23 protein-coding genes are annotated in these 22,941 nt (G+C 67.0%); 22 read left to right on the top strand and 1 reads right to left on the bottom strand.

The annotated features are described in order from the left end of the window. Positions 1-3: 3 nt before the first annotated feature. The 9 genes from ruvX (at position 4) to nusB (ending at position 7,683) form a co-directional block, all read left to right on the top strand. Positions 4-603 carry a Holliday junction resolvase RuvX gene (gene ruvX / locus AC5RT3_RS16345; protein WP_494124667.1) on the top strand — a complete coding sequence of 200 codons (600 nt, stop codon included), beginning with the start codon at positions 4-6 and terminating at the stop codon, positions 601-603. Then, positions 600-2,279, top strand: coding sequence for an endolytic transglycosylase MltG (gene mltG / locus AC5RT3_RS16340; RefSeq protein ID WP_494053163.1), 1,680 nt, complete (start codon positions 600-602; stop codon positions 2,277-2,279). The genes ruvX and mltG overlap by 4 nt, the downstream gene beginning before the upstream one ends. Next, positions 2,276-3,136, top strand: coding sequence for a shikimate dehydrogenase (locus AC5RT3_RS16335; RefSeq protein WP_494053164.1), 861 nt, complete (start codon positions 2,276-2,278; stop codon positions 3,134-3,136). Before mltG ends, AC5RT3_RS16335 begins: the two co-directional genes overlap by 4 nt. A gap of 26 nt (positions 3,137-3,162) precedes the next feature. After that, positions 3,163-4,362, top strand: a complete 1,200-nt coding sequence (gene aroC, locus AC5RT3_RS16330) for a chorismate synthase (RefSeq protein WP_494053165.1) — start codon at positions 3,163-3,165, stop codon at positions 4,360-4,362. After that, the gene (locus tag AC5RT3_RS16325) at positions 4,362-4,931 is read left to right on the top strand and encodes a shikimate kinase (protein ID WP_494009259.1); all 570 of its coding nucleotides are present in this window, start codon (positions 4,362-4,364) and stop codon (positions 4,929-4,931) included. Before aroC ends, AC5RT3_RS16325 begins: the two co-directional genes overlap by 1 nt. After that, entirely contained in the window at positions 4,928-6,019 is a 1,092-nt protein-coding gene (gene aroB / locus AC5RT3_RS16320; RefSeq protein ID WP_494053166.1) for a 3-dehydroquinate synthase, read from the top strand. Before AC5RT3_RS16325 ends, aroB begins: the two co-directional genes overlap by 4 nt. Then, positions 6,019-6,537, top strand: coding sequence for a tetratricopeptide repeat protein (locus AC5RT3_RS16315; protein ID WP_494053167.1), 519 nt, complete (start codon positions 6,019-6,021; stop codon positions 6,535-6,537). The genes aroB and AC5RT3_RS16315 overlap by 1 nt, the downstream gene beginning before the upstream one ends. Before the next feature lie 172 nt (positions 6,538-6,709). Then, on the top strand, positions 6,710-7,273 hold the full coding sequence (efp, locus tag AC5RT3_RS16310) for an elongation factor P (protein WP_043454411.1): 564 nt from the start codon (positions 6,710-6,712) through the stop codon (positions 7,271-7,273). After that, positions 7,273-7,683 (top strand): transcription antitermination factor NusB, encoded by a 411-nt coding sequence (nusB, locus tag AC5RT3_RS16305; RefSeq protein ID WP_133347200.1) that lies wholly within the window; start codon positions 7,273-7,275, stop codon positions 7,681-7,683. The genes efp and nusB overlap by 1 nt, the downstream gene beginning before the upstream one ends. Positions 7,684-7,776: 93 nt before the next feature. Here the strand turns inward: nusB and AC5RT3_RS16300 are convergent, their stop codons facing one another. Next, complete coding sequence (locus AC5RT3_RS16300) at positions 7,777-9,054, bottom strand: PrsW family intramembrane metalloprotease (RefSeq protein WP_494053640.1); 1,278 nt, start codon at positions 9,052-9,054, stop codon at positions 7,777-7,779. Between the two features lie 181 nt (positions 9,055-9,235). Between AC5RT3_RS16300 and pyrR the strand changes: the two genes are divergently transcribed. From pyrR to AC5RT3_RS16235, 13 genes are all read left to right on the top strand, one after another. Then, on the top strand, positions 9,236-9,823 hold the full coding sequence (gene pyrR, locus AC5RT3_RS16295) for a bifunctional pyr operon transcriptional regulator/uracil phosphoribosyltransferase PyrR (protein ID WP_494053641.1): 588 nt from the start codon (positions 9,236-9,238) through the stop codon (positions 9,821-9,823). Then, positions 9,820-10,842, top strand: coding sequence for an aspartate carbamoyltransferase catalytic subunit (locus AC5RT3_RS16290; RefSeq protein WP_494053642.1), 1,023 nt, complete (start codon positions 9,820-9,822; stop codon positions 10,840-10,842). The genes pyrR and AC5RT3_RS16290 overlap by 4 nt, the downstream gene beginning before the upstream one ends. Continuing rightward, complete coding sequence (locus AC5RT3_RS16285) at positions 10,842-12,179, top strand: dihydroorotase (RefSeq protein WP_494053643.1); 1,338 nt, start codon at positions 10,842-10,844, stop codon at positions 12,177-12,179. The genes AC5RT3_RS16290 and AC5RT3_RS16285 overlap by 1 nt, the downstream gene beginning before the upstream one ends. Continuing rightward, positions 12,179-12,697 carry a PH-like domain-containing protein gene (locus tag AC5RT3_RS16280; protein WP_494124666.1) on the top strand — a complete coding sequence of 173 codons (519 nt, stop codon included), beginning with the start codon at positions 12,179-12,181 and terminating at the stop codon, positions 12,695-12,697. Before AC5RT3_RS16285 ends, AC5RT3_RS16280 begins: the two co-directional genes overlap by 1 nt. Next, on the top strand, positions 12,678-14,027 hold the full coding sequence (carA, locus tag AC5RT3_RS16275; RefSeq protein ID WP_494124665.1) for a glutamine-hydrolyzing carbamoyl-phosphate synthase small subunit: 1,350 nt from the start codon (positions 12,678-12,680) through the stop codon (positions 14,025-14,027). The genes AC5RT3_RS16280 and carA overlap by 20 nt, the downstream gene beginning before the upstream one ends. Further along, positions 14,027-17,341 (top strand): carbamoyl-phosphate synthase large subunit, encoded by a 3,315-nt coding sequence (gene carB / locus AC5RT3_RS16270; protein WP_494124664.1) that lies wholly within the window; start codon positions 14,027-14,029, stop codon positions 17,339-17,341. Before carA ends, carB begins: the two co-directional genes overlap by 1 nt. Beyond that, complete coding sequence (gene pyrF / locus AC5RT3_RS16265) at positions 17,334-18,194, top strand: orotidine-5'-phosphate decarboxylase (protein WP_494124663.1); 861 nt, start codon at positions 17,334-17,336, stop codon at positions 18,192-18,194. The genes carB and pyrF overlap by 8 nt, the downstream gene beginning before the upstream one ends. A 111-nt stretch (positions 18,195-18,305) precedes the next feature. Then, positions 18,306-18,623: an integration host factor, actinobacterial type gene (mihF, locus tag AC5RT3_RS16260; protein WP_494124662.1), complete on the top strand. Its 318-nt coding sequence runs from the start codon at positions 18,306-18,308 to the stop codon at positions 18,621-18,623. A 46-nt stretch (positions 18,624-18,669) separates the two neighbouring features. Further along, on the top strand, positions 18,670-19,263 hold the full coding sequence (gene gmk / locus AC5RT3_RS16255; protein ID WP_494009248.1) for a guanylate kinase: 594 nt from the start codon (positions 18,670-18,672) through the stop codon (positions 19,261-19,263). Positions 19,264-19,278: 15 nt separating this feature from the next. Then, entirely contained in the window at positions 19,279-19,539 is a 261-nt protein-coding gene (gene rpoZ, locus AC5RT3_RS16250) for a DNA-directed RNA polymerase subunit omega (protein ID WP_003800778.1), read from the top strand. Between the two features lie 37 nt (positions 19,540-19,576). Further along, positions 19,577-20,818 (top strand): bifunctional phosphopantothenoylcysteine decarboxylase/phosphopantothenate--cysteine ligase CoaBC, encoded by a 1,242-nt coding sequence (gene coaBC / locus AC5RT3_RS16245; RefSeq protein ID WP_494124661.1) that lies wholly within the window; start codon positions 19,577-19,579, stop codon positions 20,816-20,818. A gap of 76 nt (positions 20,819-20,894) precedes the next feature. Beyond that, positions 20,895-22,130, top strand: a complete 1,236-nt coding sequence (gene metK, locus AC5RT3_RS16240; protein WP_494053648.1) for a methionine adenosyltransferase — start codon at positions 20,895-20,897, stop codon at positions 22,128-22,130. A 67-nt stretch (positions 22,131-22,197) separates the two neighbouring features. After that, a partial coding sequence (locus AC5RT3_RS16235; RefSeq protein ID WP_494124660.1) for a primosomal protein N' family DNA-binding protein occupies positions 22,198-22,941 on the top strand: 744 nt, incomplete at its 3' end.

Genomic DNA, 22,941 nt, shown 5'->3' with positions numbered 1-22,941 from the left:
GCCATGACCAATCCTGCAGCTGCCGGCGGCTACCCCCAGGGCGTGAAACTGGGGGTGGACGTCGGCACCGTCCGGGTCGGGGTGGCCATCTGCGACCGCGACTCGATCCTCGCCACGCCCTACAAGACGCTGGACCGGAACCCGAAAAAGAACTCCGACGTCAAGCTCATCGCCAGGCTGGTTGAGGAGCTCGGTGCCGTCCAGGTCATCGTCGGGCTGCCCAGGACCATGAAAGGCGAGGAACACTCGTCCGCACGGATGGCCGGCGACTACGCGGAACTGCTGGTTGCCGAGCTGGCAGCCCGCAGCCTGGAGGTGCCGGTCAACCTCGTGGATGAGCGGCTCAGCAGCGTGACGGCCCACCGCAACCTGCACGAAGCTGGCATGAGCAGCAGGAATCACCGTAAAGTAGTGGATCAGGTCGCGGCGGCAGGGATTCTCCAGCACGCCATCGACATGCAGAAAGCCAGGGGAGCGGATGTCGGCTCACGCGTGACAGCGCCATCCCTGTCCGTGGACCAGAGTGCCGGCGGGGTGGACGAGTCCGTCCCCGGCACTCCGGGGGACACGGCCCGATTTTCAGATAATGGAAGGCAACAGTGAGCCCTGCCAACATTGACGATGCTTCCGGCCCGCTTGACGGCGGGACGGGGAGGCCCCTGACGCGCAAGGAAATCCGGGCGCGGGAAAAGAGCCTCAACACCGGCGGCCAGGGCATTGTTCCCGAGCAGGCTTATGAGACCGGGCATGACGTTCCGCCACCACCCGCCGGGCCGCCCGCGGTTCCTGCGCCGGCCGCTCCGGTGCAAACAGCGGACCCTGCCCCGGTTAACGAGCCGGTCCCGGCTCCTCCCATGATGCCCCCGTCCATCCAGGATGCCGGTCCAGCTGAGCACAATGACGCTGTTCAGCACGAGGACGGGGTGCACGCCGTCCATGAGGAGCCCGCGCTGGTGGGCCAGCAGCATGCCCCTGCAACCCAGCACCTGAACCAGGTCCATCTTCCCGCGCACACCTACCGGGAAGAGCAGGGCTACCGGGACGACCTGGACCACGGGCAGGCCTACCACGACGAGGCTTACCACCATGGGGTCCACCCCGACGACGCCCACCACGGAATCCACCACGACGCCGGGCATCACCACGACGCGCACCACGACGACGGCGGCCACCATGGACTCCTGGCCGGCTCCACGGCGGCGCAGGTAGTGGCCAGGCCCTCCAAGAAGGTCCGGCGCCGGCGCAGGCTGCTGGCACTCTTCCTCACCCTTGCCGTTTTCGTTACGGCCGTGGCTGTCGGTGCACAGTTCCTCAAACCGCTCCTCGGCAGCGGCAAGCCCAGCGACTTCCCTGGCCCGGGAACGGGAGAAGTCCAGGTAACCGTGGAGAACGGCGAAGGCACCCGCTCCGTCGCGGCGGACCTTGAAAACAAGGGAGTGGTGGCCAACGCAGACACCTTCCTGCAGGCGTTCGCGTCCTCGGGGGGAACCCTGTCGCCCGGTGACTACACCTTCAGGTCCGAAATGAAGAACAGCGACGCCGTGGACGTCCTCCTCGGCCAGGACAAGGCCAAGGTCATTTACTTCGCCCTGAGCGCGGGGCTGCGCGTCAACGAATCCCTGGAGGCGATCTCCGAGGGGTCGGGGATCTCTATCCAGGATCTGCAGGCACTCAGCAACCAGCCCGCGCAGTTCGGCCTCCCCGCCAATGCCAAGAACCTGGAAGGCTACCTGGCGCCGGGAGAGCACCGTTTCCCCCTTGGCACCCCGGCGAAGGACATCCTCCAGGCGCTCGTCAACATCACCGTCGATGAACTGAAGTCCCAGGGAATCACCGATCCGGCGAAACAGTACGAAGCCGTGATTGTGGCCAGCATCGTCCAGGCCGAGGGCGGCCAGGCCGAGTACGGCGACGTGGCCGGTGCCATCTACAACCGGCTGAAGCCCAACGACCAGACCAACGGCTACCTCCAGGTGGACTCCGCCGTTACCTACGGCCTGGGCACCAAGAGCTACAACTTCACCGACGAACAGCGCCAGGACAAGTCCAACCCCTACAACACCTACGCCAACCCGGGACTGCCCCCAGGCCCTATCGGTTCGCCGGGCAAGACTGCCATCGACGCCGCAGCGAAGCCTAAGACCAATGACTACCTGTACTGGGTGACCATCAACCTGGACACCAAGGAGACCAAGTTCTCCCGCACGCTGGCGGAGCACAACGTCTTCGTTGAGCAGTACAACGCGTGGTGCATGGCCAACGTGGGCCGCTGCGCATGAGCCTGCGGGCTGCCGTCCTCGGCCACCCGATCAACCACTCGAAATCACCGGCGCTGCACCACGCGGCCTACACCCGGCTGGGGATCGGGATCAGCTACACGGCCATCGACGTCACGGAAGAGCTGCTGCCATCGCTGATGCGGCAGATCCGCGACCAGCCGGGCTGGCGCGGGCTGTCGGTCACCATGCCGCTCAAGACAGCCATGCTCAACGAGGTGGACGAGGTCCGCGGCGTGGCCCGGACGCTCGGCGTGGTCAACACGGTGTCCTTTGAGGAGCACGACGCCGGCCGGAAGATGGTGGGATTCAACACCGATGTTGCCGGGATCGTCAACGCCCTGCGGCACGCCGGGACGGGGACAGCTCCCGCCGCCGTCGTCCTCGGCGGCGGGGGAACAGCGGCCTCTGCCATCGCGGCGCTGAAGGAACTCGGGACGGACCACGTCCAGCTCTTCGTCCGTGACACCTCCAGGACCGGGGAGGTCCGCTCCGCCGCCGCAAGCCTGGGCGTGGACCTGGACATCCGCCGCCTGGCGGACGCGGCGCACCCCACGGCCGCCGCCGACGTCGTCATCTCCACCCTGCCGCCGCGGGCCGCGGACGGGCTGGCAGCCGAAATAGCGGAGCTGAAAACAACCACCCCCGGCGTGCTGCTGGATGTTGCCTACGACCCCTGGCCCAGCCTGGTGGCCTCCGTGTGGCAGGCGGGCGGCGGCGCTGTGGTGCCCGGCCTGGAGATGCTGCTGTACCAGGCGGTGGAACAGGTACGCCTTTTCACCCGCCGCGGCGATGACGTCAATGCGGCCGTCATAGATGTGATGTGCGCCTCAGTCGGCCTTCCCCGACGGGCTTTGTAACCGCCCCCCGTGGCAGGATGGAAGATATGTTGCGTTGGTTGACTGCCGGTGAATCCCATGGTCCGGCTCTGATGGGAATTATTGAAGGCGTCCCCGCCGGTGTGGAAATCACCAGCGGGCACATCGCAGACTCCTTGGCACGCCGCCGCCTGGGCTACGGCCGCGGCGCGCGCATGAAGTTCGAGCAGGACGTTGTGACCATCCTCGGCGGCGTCCGCCACGGCATCACCCAGGGCGGTCCCGTTGCCATCCAGGTGGGGAACACCGAATGGCCCAAGTGGGAGCAGATCATGTCCGCGGACCCCGTGGACCCCGAACTGCTCGCCGACCAGGCCCGCAACGCCCCCCTCACCCGCCCCCGCCCGGGGCACGCCGACTTCACCGGCATGCAGAAGTACGGCTTCGACGAGGCGCGTCCCGTGCTGGAGCGCGCAAGTGCCCGCGAAACCGCCACGCGTGTTGCCATGGGCACCGTGGCCGCAAGGTTCCTCAAGCACCTCGGGATCGAACTGGTCAGCCACACCGTGTCCATCGCCAGCGTGACCGTTCCGGAAGGCCGGCCGCTGCCTGTCCCCGCCGACGTCATTGCCCTTGACGCCGATCCGCTGCGCTGCTTCGACCGCGAAACGTCGGACGCCATGGTGGCCGAGGTGGACGCCGCCCACAAGGAAGGCGAAACCCTTGGCGGCGTAGTGGAGGTGCTTGCCTACGGCCTTCCCCCGGGACTGGGCAGCTACGTGCACTGGGACCGCCGCCTCGACTCCCGGCTCGCCGCCGCCCTGATGGGCATCCAGGCCATCAAGGGAGTGGAGGTCGGTGACGGATTCCGCACCGCTGCGCGCCGCGGTTCTGCCGCCCACGACGAGATCGTCCGCGACGATGCCGGCCGCATCGTCCGTGCGAGCAACCGCGCCGGGGGTATTGAGGGCGGCATGAGCATCGGCGACGTCCTGCGCGTCCGCGCTGCCATGAAGCCGATTGCAACCGTACCCCGTGCCCTGAAGACCATCGACGTCAGCACCGGCGAGCCCGCGAAGGCGCACCACCAGCGCTCCGACGTCTGTGCCGTCCCCGCAGCCGGCGTGGTGGCCGAGGCCATGGTGGCCCTGGTCCTCGCTGAAGCCGTCACGGAGAAGTTCGGCGGCGACTCTGTTGCTGAGACCGCCCGCAACATCAAGGGTTACCTGGACAGCATTCCGGCGTCCCTGGACTCGATCGGCCAGTAGTGCCGCAGCGTAGCAATACAGGTCCTGTCGGCGACCGGCCGATTGTCCTGATCGGTCCCATGGCCGTGGGCAAATCCGCGATCGGGCAGCAACTGGCGCAGCAGCTCCATGTCCCGTTCGTCGACACCGACGCCGTCATCGTTGCCGGGCACGGCTCCATCGCCGAGATCTTCGCCGGCCGCGGCGAGCATGCCTTCAGGGAAATCGAAGCCCGGACTGTCGCCTCCGCCGTAGAAGCGGCGGAAGGGACCGCAACGGTGATTTCGCTCGGCGGCGGTGCAGTCCTGGATTCCGGAACCCAGCAGCTGATCGGCCGCTGCACCGTGGTGTACCTCGAGTGCGACGCCGAAACTGTCGCCAGCCGCATTGCCCGAAACTCCGGGCGTCCGCTGCTGGCCGGGGACGCCCTGGGCCGCTGGACGGCCCTGTTCGCCACCCGCAAGCCTGTTTACGAACGGCTTGCAGATATCACCCTGGACGTTCGTCACGGCACTGTTGCCGAGCTTGGCGAACGGCTCGAAGCAGCACTGCGGAACTACGCAGCTGCCAAACAGGAAGTTGAACAGTGAACGCTTCATCAACAGTGATCAAAGTCACCGGTGAGTCCGCCGCCAACAATTACGACGTCGTCGTGGGGCGGGGCCTGCTCGGTGAACTTCCCGGGCGGCTGGGTGAGCGGGTCCGCCGCGTGCTGGTCATCCATCCGCGTGCCCTGCGGCTCACCGGCGACACGGTGCGTGACGAACTGGCCGCCGCCGGTTTCACCGCCCTGACGGCCGAGATCCCGGACGCGGAAGAGGGCAAGCACATCCAGGTTGCCGCTTTCTGCTGGCAGGTCCTTGGGCAGAACGATTTCACGCGCTCCGACGCCATTGTCGCCGTCGGGGGCGGTGCGGTGACGGACTTGGCCGGCTTTGTGGCTGCCACCTGGCTGCGCGGTGTGAAGGTCATCCACATGCCCACCAGCCTGCTGGGTATGGTGGACGCCGCCGTGGGTGGAAAGACCGGCATCAACACCGCGGAAGGCAAGAACCTGGTGGGCGCCTTCCACCCGCCGGCAGCGGTCCTGGCCGACCTGGACACGCTGGACACCCTGCCCAGGAACGAAATCATTTCGGGCATGGCTGAGGTCATCAAATGCGGTTTCATCGCCGACCCCGCAATCCTGGATCTGGTGGAAAAGGACACCGCGGCTGTTACCGACCCGCACTCCGAGGCCATCCGGGAACTGATCGAACGGGCCATTACCGTCAAGGCAAAAGTGGTGTCGGAGGACCTGAAGGAGTCCGGGCTGCGTGAAATCCTCAACTACGGGCATACCCTGGGCCACGCCATCGAACTGGTGGAACGCTACTCCTGGCGGCACGGCGCGGCCGTGTCCGTGGGCATGATGTTCGCCGCCGAACTGGCCCGCAGCGTGGGACGCCTCAGTGACGCCGACGCCGACCGGCACCGCACCATCCTGGAAGGGCTGGGCCTGCCCGTTACCTACCGCCGCGACCGTTGGCAGGGCCTGCTGGACGGCATGCGCCGGGACAAGAAATCGCGCGGTGACCTGCTGCGGTTCGTCGTGCTCGACGGCGTGGCGAAGCCGGGGATCCTGGACGTGCCGGATACCTCCCTCCTGTTCGCCGCCTACCAGGAGATTGCTTCCTGATGGCGGGCGACATGACGGGAACATCCGACTGGCCGGAGACCGGCTTTCCGGGGATCAGGATCGATCCGGAAACACTGCTGCCTGCCATCGTGAACGAGGATGCCTGCCGCGAAGCACTGGCCGCGTCCACCGACCCCGCGGACCATATCTTCGTCCTGCTGGTGGAAGGCCACGCCGCCGAGGCTGCCGAACTCCTGGCCGAAGCACGGTTCCGGGATCCGGAGTCCTTCCGGCTGCGCGCGTTCGAAGCTGAAGTGCTCCGGGTCTCCAACCGCCCGGACCGTGCGGTGGAACTCTTCCGCCAGCTCCTCAGCGAGGTGCAGGGAACACCGCGCGAAGCCCTCGTGCTGCAGTTCCTGGGCAAGACCCAGTACAGCGCCGGCCAGACGTCCGCGGCGGTGGAATCCTTTGCCCGTGCACTCGACCTGCGGGTGGCGGAGTCGGCTGACGCGGCCCTGATCTACTCGTCCACGGTGGCCCTCCAGCGGGCACGGGACGTCCTGGAACTGGCCTGCTGAACTGCCCCCGCCCTGCTCCGGGAAACCGGCCGGCGGATTACCGGTAGAATGGTTCTTGGATTTTTCCGAACCGCGCGATTTTTGACAAACACGCGCCGGCGGGCCACCTGGCTTGCCCGGCCGGCATAGAACGTCTGACCATCCAGCCAGACAGAGAAACCAGAGGAAACCAGTGGCAACCACTAACGACATCAAGAACGGAACGGTCCTTAAGCTCGAGGGCCAGCTCTGGAACGTCATCGAATTCCAGCACGTCAAGCCGGGCAAGGGTGGCGCCTTCGTGCGGACCAAGATGCGGAACGTGATGTCCGGCAAGGTTGTGGACAAGACGTTCAACGCCGGCCTCAAGATCGAGACCGCCACCGTGGACCGCCGCGATTACCAGTACCTCTACCAGGACGGTGCTGACTTCGTGTTCATGGACACCTCCGACTACGACCAGATCACGGTCTCCGGTGCCACCGTGGGCGACGCCACCAACTTCATGCTCGAAAACCAGATGGTCAACATCGCCATCCACGACGGCACCCCGCTGTACATCGAACTGCCCCCGAGCGTCGTGCTGGAAATCACCTACACCGAGCCGGGCCTGCAGGGCGACCGCTCCTCGGCAGGCACCAAGCCCGCCACGCTGGAAACCGGCTACGAGATCCAGGTCCCGCTCTTCATCGAGAACAACACCAAGGTCAAGGTGGACACCCGCGACGGCAGCTACCTCGGCCGGGTCACTGAGTAGTGAGCGCACGCGGTAAAGCCCGCAGCAGGGCACTGGATGTTCTTTTCGAGGCCGAGCAGCGCTCTGTCTCACCCTTCGACGTCCTGCGGGCGCGCCGGGAAAAGACGGACCAGATCGTCAATCCGTACACCGTGGAAATCGTCGAGGGCGTGGTGTCCCAGCAGGCCGCGATCGATGAGTTCCTGGAGACCTATTCCCAGGGCTGGAGCCTGGAACGGATGCCGTCCGTGGACCGGGCCATCCTGCGGATCGGCACCTGGGAGCTGCTCTACAACGACGACGTGCCGGATGGCGTGGCGGTCAGCGAAGCCGTGGCGCTTGCCAAGACGCTGTCCACCGACGAGTCGCCCCAGTTCATCAACGGACTCCTGGGCCGCCTGCAGCAGCTGAAGCCGTCGCTGCTTGCCTAGCAGCAGCGCCGGGCGAAACATGCCGGAAGGGCCGGCTCCCACGATGGTGGGAGCCGGCCCTTCCGCTTTAATCCGCCGTGGTTCGTGCCTGCCTTACGAGGCCACCGCCGCACGCAGGGCCAGGATCTGCTGCAGCTGCTGCCGTTCCTCCGCCTGGTGCAGCTGCACATCGCGTCCGCTGAGGATCCGCTGGCGGGTGTTGGCAAGCCGGGTGGCAGCCTTCAGGAATTCCTTCATCTGCCGTTTCCGGCCGTAGCTGCCGGCCCAGTTCAGTACGGTGCGGCGCCCCCCGAGTGTGGCCAGGAGTTCCACCTCGGCAGGTGTGAACCAGCCGGCAGCGGAATATTCCAGCAGCCGCTGCCGCGTCAGCCTCTTCTCGGCGACGCGCAGCAGGACAATTCCCGCCACGGCAAGGAAGAAAATGGGCACCTGGACAACGATGTAGTCCAGCAGGAAACCCTGGCCCATGCTGTTCCAGCGGTTGTGCAGGAACATGGCCGGCAGCAGCCCCACAACAAAGGCCGCCACCGAAGCCCCCGCATGCCAGCGGCGGGCTGCGAAGCCCATGATCAGCCCGGTAGTGCCCGTGAAGATGGCATGGGCAAAGGGCGACATGACGCCCCGCAGGAAGAACACCTGGGCGAACTCGCTGGCCGGGCTCGCCGATTCGGCGATGGCCCGGCCGAAGTAGAGGATGTTCTCGGTGAACGCGAACCCGCCGGCAATCGTGAACGCGAAGACCACCCCGTCCACCGGCCCGTCGAAATGCCGCCGGGCCAGGAGGAGCAGCAGGAGCAGGCCCAGGGACTTGGCGAATTCCTCCACGATGGGCGCCTGGACGGTGGCCATGTAGGTCTGTAGGTCTGGGACATCCGAAAACTGGAAGGCCAGGACGAAGAAGGGCTGGATCAGGAGGGTGGCGGCGATGGACACGGCAGCGCCCCACGTGAAGGCGAAGAAGAGCAGCCGCTTCGGCTCGGGCTCCCACTTGTCGATCACATAGACCGCCAGCAGCACCACCGAGAGCGGCAGCAGCGAGGCCAGGAACCCGATCAGGAAGCCGGCAGCACCTGTATTGGACAGCAGGAACGGCACCACCAGGAACAGGCTGAGGAACGCGAGGGCGCCGCCGGCCACCGTCAGCCCGAGCAGTCCTCCGCTGGTCCGCGCCGACCTCAGCGCGGTTCCCTGCACCTGGGGCGGCAGCACTGCCTCCACCGGCCTGCCCTGGTGCCCCGGCGCAGGCCGGTAGTTTTCGGGCTGCACGTGTCCCATCCAGCTGGGGTTGGCCTGGCGGGGGAGCGGGGAGGCCGGGCCGGAGTACGGATCTTCGGGCCACCCGGGCGATGGCTGGCGGGGATGCGTCGACATACCCGAAAGCCTAGGTGTACCGCGCCACCCATCCAAGGATCCTCCCGCCGCGGCGGCCCCGGATGTGACCATCACCGCGTTCTGCCGGGACCGGCCAGCGGGACGCCGTGTGGTAATTTTGGAACCGCACATGATCCTTTTTTAATTCCGTCCTGTGAGGCGGGGAAAGGGGAGACGAGCGTTGACTTCTGTCACCAGCGCACCGGTTCCAGCCAGGACAGTCCTGAATTCGGCTGACATTGACCGTGCCCTCACTCGTATCGCCCATGAGATCCTCGAGGCCAACAAGGGGTCCAAGGACCTGGTCCTGCTGGGCATCCCGCGCCGCGGCTACCCGCTGGCAGTCCGGCTCGCGGGAAAAATCGCCGCTGCGGACAGCTCCGTTGACGCTGCCGCCATCGTTGGCCAGCTCGACGTCACCATGTTCCGGGACGACCTCTCGCACCAGGGAACCCGGCCGCCCTATCCCACCAAGCTTCCGCGCACCGGCATCGACAACAAAGTTGTGGTGCTGATCGACGACGTCCTCTACTCGGGGCGCACCATCCGCGCCGCCCTGGACGCACTCATCGACCTGGGCCGTCCCCGCATTGTCCGGCTGGCTGTGCTGATCGACCGCGGCCACCGTGAACTGCCTATCCGCGCCGACCATGTGGGCAAGAACCTGCCCACGTCCTCCTCCGAGAAGGTCCGGGTCCGGCTCGAAGAAACGGACACACCCCCCGGCGGCACCCCCACCAACGAAGTAGTGATCGAAGGCGGCTCGTGAAGCACCTGCTCTCCACCCAGGACCTTAGCCGTTCCAACGCCATCAGCATCCTGGACACCGCCGAGGAGATGGCAGCCGTGGGCGACCGGGAAGTCAAGAAGCTGCCCGCGCTGCGCGGCCGCACGGTGGTGAACCTCTTTTTCGAAGACTCCACCCGCACCCGTATCTCGTTCGAAGCCGCTGCCAAGCGACTCTCCGCCGACGTCATCAACTTCGCAGCCAAGGGATCATCGGTGTCAAAGGGCGAGTCCCTGAAGGACACGGCCCAAACCCTTTCCGCGATGGGCGCGGACGCCGTCGTCATCCGTCACTGGGCATCGGGTGCCCCGCACCGGCTGGCCGCTACGGACTGGATCGACGCCGCCGTCATCAACGCCGGCGACGGCACCCACGAGCACCCCACGCAGGCACTGCTGGATGCGTTCACCATGCGCCGGCACTGGGCGCGGCTGTCCGGCACGGGCTCGGAGGGCGCCGACCTGAAAGGGATGCGCGTGGCCATCGCCGGCGACGTCCTGCATTCCAGGGTGGCCCGCTCCAACGTCTGGCTCCTGCGTACGCTCGGGGCAGACGTCACGCTGGTGGCACCGCCCACCTTGCTGCCCATCGGCATCGAAAAATGGCCCTGCAAAGTCAGTTACGACCTGGACGACACGCTGGCGCAGGGCGTGGACGCCGTCATGATGCTCCGGGTCCAGGGTGAACGGATGAACGCGTCGTTCTTCCCCAGCACCCGCGAATACTCGAGGCGCTGGGGCTTCGACGACAACCGCCTGCGGGCGCTGGACCGCCTCGGCATGAAGGACACCATCATCATGCACCCGGGCCCCATGAACCGCGGCCTGGAGATTTCCGCGGCCGCCGCCGATTCGCCCCGGTCCACCGTCCTGGCCCAGGTCCGCAACGGCGTGTCCGTGCGGATGGCCGCCCTGTACCTGCTGCTCTCCGGGGACACCCGTGAACCAGCCCAACCGGTCCTGGCCACGGCCGGCACCGCCCATACCAAGGAGAGCAACTGATGGCAGGCAACACCGGAACCTATCTGATCCGCGGCGCCTCGATCCTGGGCGGCGAACCGGCGGACCTGCTGATCCGGGATGGCGTCATTGCCGAAACCGGGACCGGCCTGTCCGCCGGCGATGCAAGAGTTATTGACGCAGCAGGCCTGGTGGCCCTGCCCGGCATGGTGGATGTGCACACGCACCTTCGCGAGCCGGGCCGGGAAGACGCGGAGACCGTGGAAACGGGAACCCGCGCCGCGGCACTTGGCGGCTACACCGCCGTGCACGCGATGGCGAACAGCACCCCCGTGGCGGACACCGCCGGAGTGGTGGAGCAGGTCTACAGCCTCGGCCGCACCGCCGGCTGGGTGGACGTGCGCCCGGTTGGCGCCGTCACCGTGGGCCTCGCCGGCGAGCAGCTCGCCGAACTCGGTGCCATGGCAGACTCCCGTGCCCGGGTGCGGATGTTCTCCGACGACGGCATCTGCGTCCACGACCCCGTGCTGATGCGCCGCGCCCTGGAATACGTCAAGGCGTTCGACGGCGTCGTTGCCCAGCACGCGCAGGAACCCCGCCTGACCGCCGGTGCCCAGATGAACGAGGGCGAAGTTTCCGCAGTCCTCGGACTGACCGGATGGCCCGCCGTCGCCGAGGAAAGCATCATCGCCCGCGACGTCCTGCTCGCCCAGCACGTGGGCTCCCGCCTGCACGTCTGCCACGTGTCAACGGCCGGATCGGTGGAGATCATCCGCTGGGCCAAGGAACGCGGGATTGACGTCACCGCCGAGGTCACGCCGCACCACCTGCTGCTCACGGACGACCTGGTCCGCAGCTACGATCCTGTCTTCAAGGTCAACCCGCCGCTGCGTACCGACGCCGACGTCCAGGCCTTGCGTGCGGGGCTGGCCGACGGCACCATCGACGTCGTGGGTACCGACCACGCCCCGCACCCCAGCGAGCACAAGGAATGCGAGTGGGCGCAGGCCGCCATGGGCATGACCGGGCTGGAAACAGCCCTGTCCGTGGTGCAGCACACCATGATCGAAACGGGCCTGATGACCTGGGCCGACTTCGCCCGCGTCACCTCCACCGCGCCGGCCAGGATCGGTCGCCTGGGCGACCAGGGCCGTCCCCTGGAAGCAGGGGAGCCCGCCAACCTCATCCTGGTGGACCCGGCGGCACGCTGGACCGTGGACCCGTACCGGATGGCCACCATGGGACGGAACTCGCCATTCAAGGGCCGCGAACTGCCCGGCAAGGTGGTGGCCACGTTCTTCAAGGGGCACCCCACCGTCCTGGACGGCGAACTGAACGCACCGTACCCGTACGCAACCGCTCCGGCAGGCGCCGCCTGATGGACAAAATCCTCCCCGGACTGGCGATGCTGGCGGTCGTCGCCGTCGTCTTCGTCCTGCTCGCCATCGGCTGGCGGAACCGCCTGAAGCGCCAGTCCGACGTCGAACAGCTGCCTCCCGTGCCCGCGGCACCCGGCGAACCGCTCACCACAGCCGAGGGCCAGTACGTTGCCACCACCACCGGCGGCGACTGGCTGGACCGGATCGCCGTGCACGGCCTGGGCATCCGGACCAACGCCACCCTCTCGGTGTACCCCCACGGCGTCCTTTTCGACCGCTCCGGTGCCCCGGCGCTGTACATTCCCGCGGCCGCGCTCGGCGGCGTCCGGCAGGACAGCGGGATGGCCGGAAAGTTCGTCGAGAAGGACGGGCTGCTGGTGCTGACCTGGCTGCACGGCTCCCACGAGCTGGACACCGGGTTCCGCACCCGCCGCGCCGCGGACAAGGACACGCTCTACGCAGCACTCCAGGAATTAATCTCCTCAGCCCCGGCCGCAGGTGCCAACAGTGGAAAGTAAGACAGTGACGGATACGCCCGCAGCAAACACGCCAGCAGCCACAGACCCAGCAGTGAAAGCGAATACAGTGACAGCAACTACCTCCGCTCCGGCAGCCCTCGTCCTCGAAGACGGCCGCATCTTCCGCGGAACCAGCTACGGCGCCACCGGAACGGCGCTGGGCGAAGCGGTTTTCGCCACCGGCATGACCGGGTACCAGGAAACCATCACGGACCCCTCCTACGCGCGGCAGCTGGTGGTCCAGACCGCCCCGCATATCGGCAACACCGGCGTCAACAGCGAGGACGCCGAGTCCCGCCGCATCTGGGTGGCGGGCTACATCGTCAGGGATGCCGCACGCCGGCCGTCCAACTGGCGGTCCGAACGCTCCCTCGACGATGAACTCGTGGAGCAGGGGATCGTCGGCATCCAGGGCGTGGACACGCGCGCCATCACCCGCCACCTGCGGGAGCACAAAACCATGCGGGCCGGCATCTTCTCCGGCGAGGCAGCCCAGGCAACCGACAAGGAACTCCTTGACGCGGTCCTGGCCAGCGCACCCATGGAAGGCGCCCGCCTGGCCGAGGAAGTCAGCGTGGACGAGGCGTACGTCGTGGAACCCAAGGACCACGGCTGGGATGGCGAACCCCGTTTCACCATCGCCGCGGTCGACCTCGGCATCAAGGCCATGACCCCGGTACGGTTCGCCGAACGCGGCGTCCGGGTCCACGTCCTGCCGGCCACCGCCACCCTTGAGGACGTCAAGGCCGTGAACCCGGACGGCTTCTTCATGTCCAACGGCCCCGGCGATCCCGCCACAGCCGAAACGCAGGTCAAGCTGCTCCGCTCCGTCCTGGATGAAAAGCTGCCCTACTTCGGCATCTGCTTCGGCAACCAGATCCTGGGCCGCGCGCTCGGCTTCGGCACCTACAAGCTCCGCTACGGCCACCGCGGCATCAACCAGCCCGTCATGGACCGCCGCACGGGCAAGGTGGAGATCACGTCCCAGAACCACGGCTTTGCCGTGGACGCCCCGCTCGACGGCGCCACCCAGGCTCCGGAGGAGCGCTACGGCCGCGTTGAGGTCAGCCACGTCAGCCTCAACGACGACGTCGTCGAAGGCCTCGCCTGCCTGGACATCCCCGCGTTCTCCGTCCAGTACCACCCCGAAGCCGCAGCCGGCCCGCACGACGCCGCCTACCTCTTCGACCGCTTCATCGAACTGATGGAGGGAACCCGGGACGGCCGCACCGCCAACCTGTCCAAGGAGCCCGTGGACTCCGTGCACAACCCGATCGACCGCGACGCCGCCCCGCAGCAGGGCACCAACAAGACTGAGGACAAGAAGTAATGCCCAAGAGAACAGACCTTAAGAGCGTCCTGGTCATCGGATCCGGACCCATCGTCATCGGCCAGGCGGCCGAGTTCGACTACTCCGGCACGCAGGCCCTGCGCGTCCTCAAAGAGGAGGGCCTGCGGGTCATCCTGGTGAACTCCAACCCCGCCACCATCATGACGGACCCCGAGTTCGCCGACGCCACCTACGTCGAACCCATCACCCCCGAGGTGGTGGAGAAGATCATCGCCAAGGAGCGTCCGGACGCCGTCCTGCCCACCCTGGGCGGGCAGACGGCCCTGAACACGGCCATCGCGCTGGACAAGAACGGCGTGCTCGAGAAGTACAACGTGGAGCTCATCGGCGCCAACATCGCCGCCATCGAACTCGGCGAGGACCGTGAGAAGTTCAAGGGCGTGGTGGAGCGTTGCGGCGCCGAGTCCGCGCGCAGCCACATCATCCACACCATGGACGAGGCCTTCAAGGCCGCCGAGGATCTCGGCTACCCCATGGTGGTCCGCCCCTCCTTCACCATGGGCGGCCTGGGCTCCGGCCTGGCCTACGACGAGGAGGACCTGCGCCGCATCGTCGGCCAGGGCCTGCAGTACAGCCCCACCAGCGAGGTCCTGCTCGAAGAGAGCATCCTGGGCTGGAAGGAATACGAGCTCGAGATGATGCGGGACAAGAACGACAACGTGGTTGTGGTCTGCTCCATCGAGAACTTCGATCCGGTCGGCGTCCACACCGGCGACTCCATCACCGTGGCCCCAGCGCTGACCCTGACGGACCGCGAGTACCAGAAGCTGCGCGACGTCGCCATCGCCGTCATCCGCGAAGTGGGCGTGGACACAGGCGGCTGCAACATCCAGTTCGCCATCGACCCCGCCACCGGCCGCGTGGTGGTCATCGAAATGAACCCCCGGGTGTCCCGTTCGTCCGCCCTGGCGTCCAAGGCCACCGGCTTCGCCATCGCCAAGATCGCCACCAAGCTCTCGCTCGGCTACACCCTGGACGAGATCCCGAACGACATCACCCAGAAGACCCCGGCGTCCTTCGAGCCCACCCTTGACTACGTTGTGGTCAAGGTGCCCCGGTTCGCGTTCGAGAAGTTCCCCGCAGCGGACAACACGCTGACCACCACCATGAAGTCGGTGGGCGAAGCGATGGCCATGGGCCGCAACTTCACCGAAGCCCTGCAGAAGGCCCTGCGCTCCCTCGAGCAGAAGGGCTCGCAGCTGGACTTCAGCAGCGTTCCCGAATGGGAAGTCCCGGAGCTCATCGAAAAGGCCAAGCGCCCCACCACCGAACGCCTGCACCAGGTCCAGCGCGCCCTCCTGGGCGGTGCCACGGTGGAGCAGCTGTTCGAAGCCACCAAGATCGACCCGTGGTTCCTTGACCAGCTCCAGCTGCTCAACGAGATTTCCCGCGAAATCCGGCAGGCCGGCGCCCTCACCAAGGAGATGTTGCAGCGCGCCAAGCGCCACGGCTTCTCGGACGAGCAGATCGGAACGCTCACGCACAACTCCGAAGCCGTGGTCCGTGGCGTCCGGCAGGCCCTCGGCATCCGCCCGGTCTACAAGACAGTGGACACCTGCGCCGCCGAATTTGCCGCCTACACCCCGTACCACTACTCCGCTTACGACGAAGAGGACGAGGTGGCGCTGCACTCCAAGCCGTCCGTCCTCATCCTGGGCTCCGGGCCCAACCGGATCGGCCAGGGCATCGAGTTCGACTACTCCTGCGTGCACGCCTCCATGGCACTGCGCAAGGCCGGCTACGAGACCGTCATGGTCAACTGCAACCCGGAAACCGTCTCCACCGACTACGACGTCTCCACCCGCCTGTACTTTGAGCCGCTGACGCTCGAGGACGTGCTGGAGGTCATCGCGGCCGAAGAGCGGACCGGGGGCGTCATGGGCGTGTTCGTCCAGCTCGGCGGCCAGACACCGCTGAAGCTTGCACAGCAGCTCGCCGACGCCGGGGTTCCGATTCTCGGCACCTCCCCGGAGGCCATCGACCTGGCCGAGCACCGCGGAGCGTTTGCCCGGGTCCTGGACAAGGCAGGGCTCGTCTCCCCGAAGAACGGCACCGCCGTGTCCTTCGAGGACGCCAAGAAGATCGCGGACGAAATCGGCTACCCCGTGCTGGTGCGCCCGTCCTACGTCCTGGGCGGCCGAGGCATGGAAATCGTCTACGACGAGGCCAACCTCTCCCGCTACATCGCCAACGCCACCGAGATCACCCCGGACCACCCGGTCCTGATCGACCGCTTCCTGGAGGACGCCGTCGAGATCGACGTCGACGCCCTCTTCGACGGCACCGACATGTACCTTGGCGGCATCATGGAGCACATCGAGGAAGCCGGCATCCACTCCGGCGACTCCGCCTGCGTCCTGCCGCCCATCACGCTGGGCAGCAACGTCATCGAGCGGGTGCGCACGGCCACCCGCGCCATCGCCGAGGGCGTGGGTGTGCGGGGCCTGATCAACATCCAGTTCGCGCTGGCCTCGGACGTCCTGTACGTCCTCGAAGCCAACCCCCGCGCATCCCGCACGGTTCCGTTCGTGTCCAAGGCAACGGGCGTCCAGATGGCCAAGGCCGCCGCCCTGATCGGCACCGGCGTGACCATCAACCAGCTCCGCAGCGCCTACAAGATGCTGCCTGAAACCGGTGACGGATCCACGCTGCCCCTGGACGCGCCGGTGGCCGTCAAGGAAGCAGTCCTGCCCTTCAGCCGCTTCCGGACCCCCGAAGGCAAGGTCGTGGATTCCCTCCTCGGCCCGGAAATGCGTTCCACCGGCGAAGTCATGGGCATCGACAAGCACTTCGACACCGCCTTCGCCAAGAGCCAGGCCGGCGCCAACAACGCCCTGCCCACGGAGGGCAAGGTCTTCGTCTCCGTGGCCAACCGGGACAAGCGCTCCGTCATCATGGGCGTCAAGCGGCTCTCGGACCTCGGTTTCGAAATCGTCTCCACCGGCGGCACCGCCGATGTCCTGCGCCGCAACGGCATCCAGGCCACCCCGGTCCGGAAGGTTGCCGAAGGCAGCAGCGCCGAAGGCGAGGGCACCATTGCCGACCTGGTGGTAGCCGGCGAGATCGACATGGTCTTCAACACGCCGTCCGGCGGCGAGGCCCGCAGCGACGGCTACGAGCTGCGTGCCGCCGCCACGTCGATCGGCATTCCCTGCATCACCACGGTGGCCGAGTTCAACGCGGCGGTCCAGGCCATCGAGGCCCTGCGCACCTATGAATGGTCGGTCACCAGCCTGCAGGAGCACGCCGCCGCCCTGGCGGAATCGCAGAAGGCGGCCCTGCAGAATGCCTGAGCAGGTATCCGGCGTCGGCCGGGAGTCATTCGGCTCCCGGCTCGGTGCCGCCATGGCCGCCCGCGGCCCGCTGTGCGTCGGGATTGACCCGCACCCTGCCCTGCTGAAGAGTTGGGGCTTGGACGACGACGCCGCCGGGCTGAGGAGCTTTTCGCTCACCGTCCTGGAGGCCGTGGCTTCCCTCGCTGCCGCGGTCAAGCCGCAGGTGGCGCTCTTTGAGCGCCACGGCTCGGCGGGCATGGCTGTGCTGGAAGAGCTCCTCGCCGCTGCCCGCGACGAGTCGGTGCTGACGATTGCGGACGCCAAGCGCGGTGACATCGGGTCCACCATGGCCGCCTACGCGGACGCTTGGCTGCGCGACGGATCACCGCTGGCAGCCGACTCGGTGACCCTGAGCCCGTACCTGGGCTTTGAATCGCTCCGGCCGGCCCTGGACCTGGCCGCGGAGACCGGACGGGGCGTCTTCGTCCTCGCCCTTACCTCCAACCCGGAGGGCCCGTCCGTCCAGCACGTCGGGGGAGCGGAGTCCGTAGCGCGCGGGATCGCCGGAGCCGCCGCTGCCGAGAACACCCGCTACCCCGGTGCGCTCGGTTCCGTCGGGCTGGTGGTCGGGGCAACCGTGGGCAGCGCCCTGGCTGACCTTGGGATGGATCTTGCGGCAGTGCGGGGTCCCATCCTCGCCCCCGGACTGGGCGCGCAAGGGGCCACCCCGGCCGATCTCCGGGCAACGTTCGGAACGGCCTATTCCCAGGTGCTGGGGACCTCCAGCCGGGACATCCTCGCTGCCGGCCCGGGACTTGGCGGCCTCCGTGACGCGGCCCTGAGGACGCTGGACGGACTGCGCGGCGAATAACGTTCCGTTTGCCTGGATGCATTGATTCAGGCCGCACCAAAGGGTAGTTTCAGGGACAGGTTCAAGGGCGGCCGCCCTTGGACGAATCCGCCGAATCCGGGGGTGTCCACCATGGTGCTGCGACCTTTGACCGCATCGGAACGGGCTGACGCCCTGAACAAGGCAGCCGCCGCCAGGGCCGCCCGCGCCGCGGCCAAGGAAAGCCTGAAGAACGGCAAGAGGTCCGCTGAGGACATCATCAACTCCGCCATGGAGGACGACGCCCTGGCGCGGATGCGGGTTTCCGAGCTTCTCGAGGCGCTGCCCGGAATCGGCAAGGTCCGGGCGGCGGCCATCATGGAGCAGCTGGGCATTGCCACCTCCCGCAGGGTCCGCGGGCTGGGCGTCCACCAGCGCCGGGCGCTGGTAGATTTTATAGACGAGCATTAGGGCGGGCACGTACCCCGCCCATCCCCGAACTCCGGCAAAGGAATACGTGAGCAAGAAACCTGGACTGACAGTCCTCGCTGGTCCGACGGCTGTTGGCAAAGGCACCGTGTCCACCTACATCCGCGACAACTACCCCGAGGTCTGGCTTTCCGTCTCGGCCACCACCAGGGCGCCACGGCCCGGGGAAGTGGACGGCGTCCACTACTTCTTCAAGTCCAAGGAGGAGTTCGAGCAGCTCATCGCAGACGGCGAGCTGCTGGAATGGGCAGTGGTACACGGCCAGAACACCTACGGCACTCTGAAGAGCACAGTGGACAAGGCCATCGCAGAGGGCCGTTCCGTGCTCCTGGAAATCGACCTGCAGGGTGCACGGCAGGTCAAGGCGGCCGTGCCGGACGCCCAGTTTGTCTTCCTGGCCCCGCCCACCTGGGACGAAATGGTCCGCCGGCTGGTGGGCCGCGGCACCGAAACGCCCGATGAACAGCAGCGGCGCCTGGAAACCGCTAAACTGGAACTTGCTGCTGAACCGGAGTTCGACCACACCGTCATCAATGACGACGTCCGCCGGGCAGCGGACGAGCTTGTTTCACTCATGGGGCTGACCCCGCATCCGCATCTGCCGGAACCGTCAGCCCGCTAGGAATTTGGAGAATTCGTGTCCACGAACCTTGAAGGCATCATCAACCCGCCGATCGACTCGCTGCTCGAGGCAGCCGATTCCAAGTACGGCCTGGTGATCTTCGGTGCCAAGCGTGCTCGTCAGATCAACGCTTACTACGCCCAGCTGCACGAGGGCCTCTTCGAGTACGTCGGCCCGCTGGTCGACACCAAGCTGAACGAGAAGTCGCTCTCGATCGCCCTGCGCGAGATCAACGAAGGCAAGCTGGTTTCCACGCCGATCGAAGCCGCAGAGTAATTTGCCGCTGAACTGACTTGCTGTTGACGGAGGTCACGTGCGCATAGTCCTCGGAGTCGGGGGAGGGATCGCCGCCTACAAGGTGGCATCGCTCCTCCGGCTTTTTACTGAAGCCGGCCACAACGTGACCGTCATTCCCACGGAGGCGTCCACCCGCTTCGTGGGGACTGCCACCTGGGAGGCACTGTCCGGGAACCCGGTCAGCAACAGCGTTTTCGATGACGTCCACCAGGTCAACCACGTACGCCTTGGCCACGAGGCCGACCTTGTGGTGGTTGCACCGGCCACGGCCGACCTCCTGGCCAAGGCCGCGACAGGACAGGCCGGCGACCTCCTCACCAACACGCTCCTCATGGCCCGCGGACCGGTCCTGTTCGCCCCGGCCATGCACACCGAAATGTGGCAGCATGCGGCCACCCGCGCCAACGTGGAAACCCTCCGCGGCCGGGGCGCAGCCGTCCTGGAACCTGCCACCGGGCGGCTGACGGGCGCCGATTCGGGCCCCGGGCGGCTGCCCGAACCGCAGGTCATTTTCGACGCCGCCATGGCCCTGGTCCAGGGGCAGACCGACTTCCAGCTGCCACTGGCGGGCCGGACCGTCACCATCAGCGCCGGCGGCACCCGCGAACCCCTGGATCCCGTCCGGTTCCTTGGCAACCGGTCCTCCGGGAAGCAGGGGGTGGCCCTGGCCGTGGCTGCCCGCAACGCCGGGGCAACTGTCCGGCTGCTGGCTGCCCACATGGAAGTTCCGCCGCCCGCCGGCGTTGAGGTGGTGACGGTCGAAACGGCCCTCCAGCTGCGCGAGGCCGCGTTGGCGGCGGCCGCGGATTCAGACGTCGTCATTATGTCCGCCGCCGTCGCCGACTTCCGGCCGGCCGTGGTCTCCAATACCAAAATCAAGAAGCGCGATGACAGTGCCGATCCCGTCATCACACTGGTCCGCAACCCCGACATCCTGCATGAACTGGTTGAAGTCCGGAACGCCGCCGGGGACGAAGGGCGGCACCGGCTGATCGTCGGATTCGCCGCCGAGACCGGCGACAGCCAGGGAGACGTCCTTGCATACGCTGAGGCCAAGCTGCAGCGCAAGGGCTGCGACCTCCTGGTGGTCAACCACGTCGGTTCGGACAAGGTGTTTGGCCAGGACACCAACTCCGTGGTCATCCTGGCCCGTTCCGGCTCCGAACCGCAGGAGGCGTCGGGGACCAAGGCAGAGGTTTCCGAGGCCATCATCAACCGCATCGGTTTCGAACTGAACTCTGTTTCACCCCGGGCCTGAGTGTTCCGCGCCACGTTTGCTTCGCGGAAAGACATCTCCCGCGGGGCCAACGTGCTCCAACCAGTAAGGTAGTTGAGTGACTTTACCCCTGCACCTTCCCCAGACTTCCGCGGCCACGCCCCCGGCGCTCCGGCTCTTCACGTCCGAGTCGGTCACCGAGGGCCACCCGGACAAGATCTGCGACCAGATCAGCGACGCCATCCTGGACGCCCTGCTGGCCGCAGATCCGGAATCCAGGGTCGCCGTGGAAACCATGGCCACCACCGGCCTGGTGCATGTGGCAGGCGAGGTCACCACCGACGCCTATGTGGAGATCCCGCAGATCGTCCGGGAGACCATTCTCGGCATCGGCTATGACTCGTCCGCGAACGGATTCGACGGCGCCCGCTGCGGCGTTTCGGTGTCCATCGGCCAGCAGTCCAATGACATCGCCGGCGGCGTATTCAACTCCCTGGAGGCCCGCGAGGGGCGCCAGGAGGACGATTACGACCTGCAGGGTGCGGGCGACCAGGGCCTGATGTTCGGCTATGCCAGCGACGAAACGCCCTCGTACATGCCCACGCCCATCTGGCTTGCGCACCGCCTCTCCGAGCGGCTCACCGAAGTCCGGAAATCCGGCGAACTGCCGTACCTGCGGCCGGACGGCAAAACCCAGGTCACCGTAGGATATGACGGCGATCTTCCGGTTTCGGTGGAAACCGTGGTCATCTCCAGCCAGCATGCTGAAGGCGCAAGCCTGGACCAGCTCCGTGCCGACCTCGCCGCAGTGGTCATCGAGCCTGTTCTTGCCGGGGCGAACCTGGACATCTCCCGTGCCAAAAACATCCTGAACCCGGCCGGGGAATTCGTCATCGGCGGCCCTGTGGGTGACGCCGGCCTGACCGGGCGCAAGATCATCGTGGACACCTATGGCGGCATGGCCCGCCACGGCGGCGGTGCCTTTTCGGGCAAGGACCCGTCCAAGGTGGACCGCTCCGCCGCCTACGCCATGCGGTGGGTCGCCAAGAACGTGGTGGCCGCCGGCCTTGCCAAACGGGCGGAAATACAGATCGCCTACGCCATCGGACAGGCCCGCCCGGTGGGCACGTACGTGGAAACCTTCGGCACCGAAACCGTGGACCCCGCCAAGATCAGCGCCGCAATCGCCGAAATCTTCGACCTGCGCCCCCGCGCCATCATCGACGCCCTTGACCTGAAGCGGCCCATCTACGCCAAGACAGCAGCCCACGGGCACTTTGGCCGCGACGAGCCCGACTTCACCTGGGAGCGGCTGGACCGTGTGGACGAGCTGAAAGCATTCTTCAACGCCTAGGACATATTGCCGGGAGCCCGAATGTCAGTGCCCGGTGCTTGGCTTGCCATGTCCGGACGGGAACTGAATGGAGGCGGCAGCAGTGGTTGGTGACCGGTCCGTCCAGCCGGGCTCTGCCCTTTCCAGTGCAGGGGGACAGGCCGTGCAGCCTTCCCTGCTCCAAGGCTTTCCATCAAGGAAGCTGCCGGGCGGCGTACCCCTGGCTGCCACCCTTCCGGTGGCCCGTGTGCTGGTGGAATCCTCGCTGCCGCACCTGGACCGGCCCTTCGATTACGCGGTCCCGGCCAGCATGGACGAAGAAGCTTCACCCGGTGTCCGGGTGAAGGTCAGCTTCAACGGCCAGGACCTGCCCGGGTTCCTGCTGGAACGGCTCGCGGAATCCGACGCCGGGACCAGCCTGCTGCCGCTGGGCAAGGTGGTTTCACCGGTTCCCGTGCTGACCCCCGCTGTACGGGACCTTGCCGCCGCGGTGGCCGCCCGGTACGCGGGAACACTCAGCGATGTCCTCCGCCTTGCCGTGCCGCCCAGGGTGGCCCGCCTGGACAAGGAATTTCTACTCGCCGCCACGGAGGGGGCAGCGGAAGCGGAAGCAGCCACTGGTTCGGAATCACCCACTGTCCCGGAAGCAGGCACCGGCACGGACGTTGCGGCTGCATCCGGTTTGCCGGCCGCCTCCGCGTGGACGGCATACCGCAACGGTCCGGCGTTCCTGCGCCACCTTGACCACGGACTCCCGGTACGCGCACCTCATGCCCTCGTCCAGACAGTCCGGCGCCGCCATCGCAACCGCTGCGCTGGCCCGCTAGAACTG

The organism is Arthrobacter sp. Y3221159, assembly GCF_059089885.1.
The sequence above is the reverse complement of the archived record's forward strand: the minus strand, read 5'-3'. Positions and strand labels throughout refer to the sequence as shown.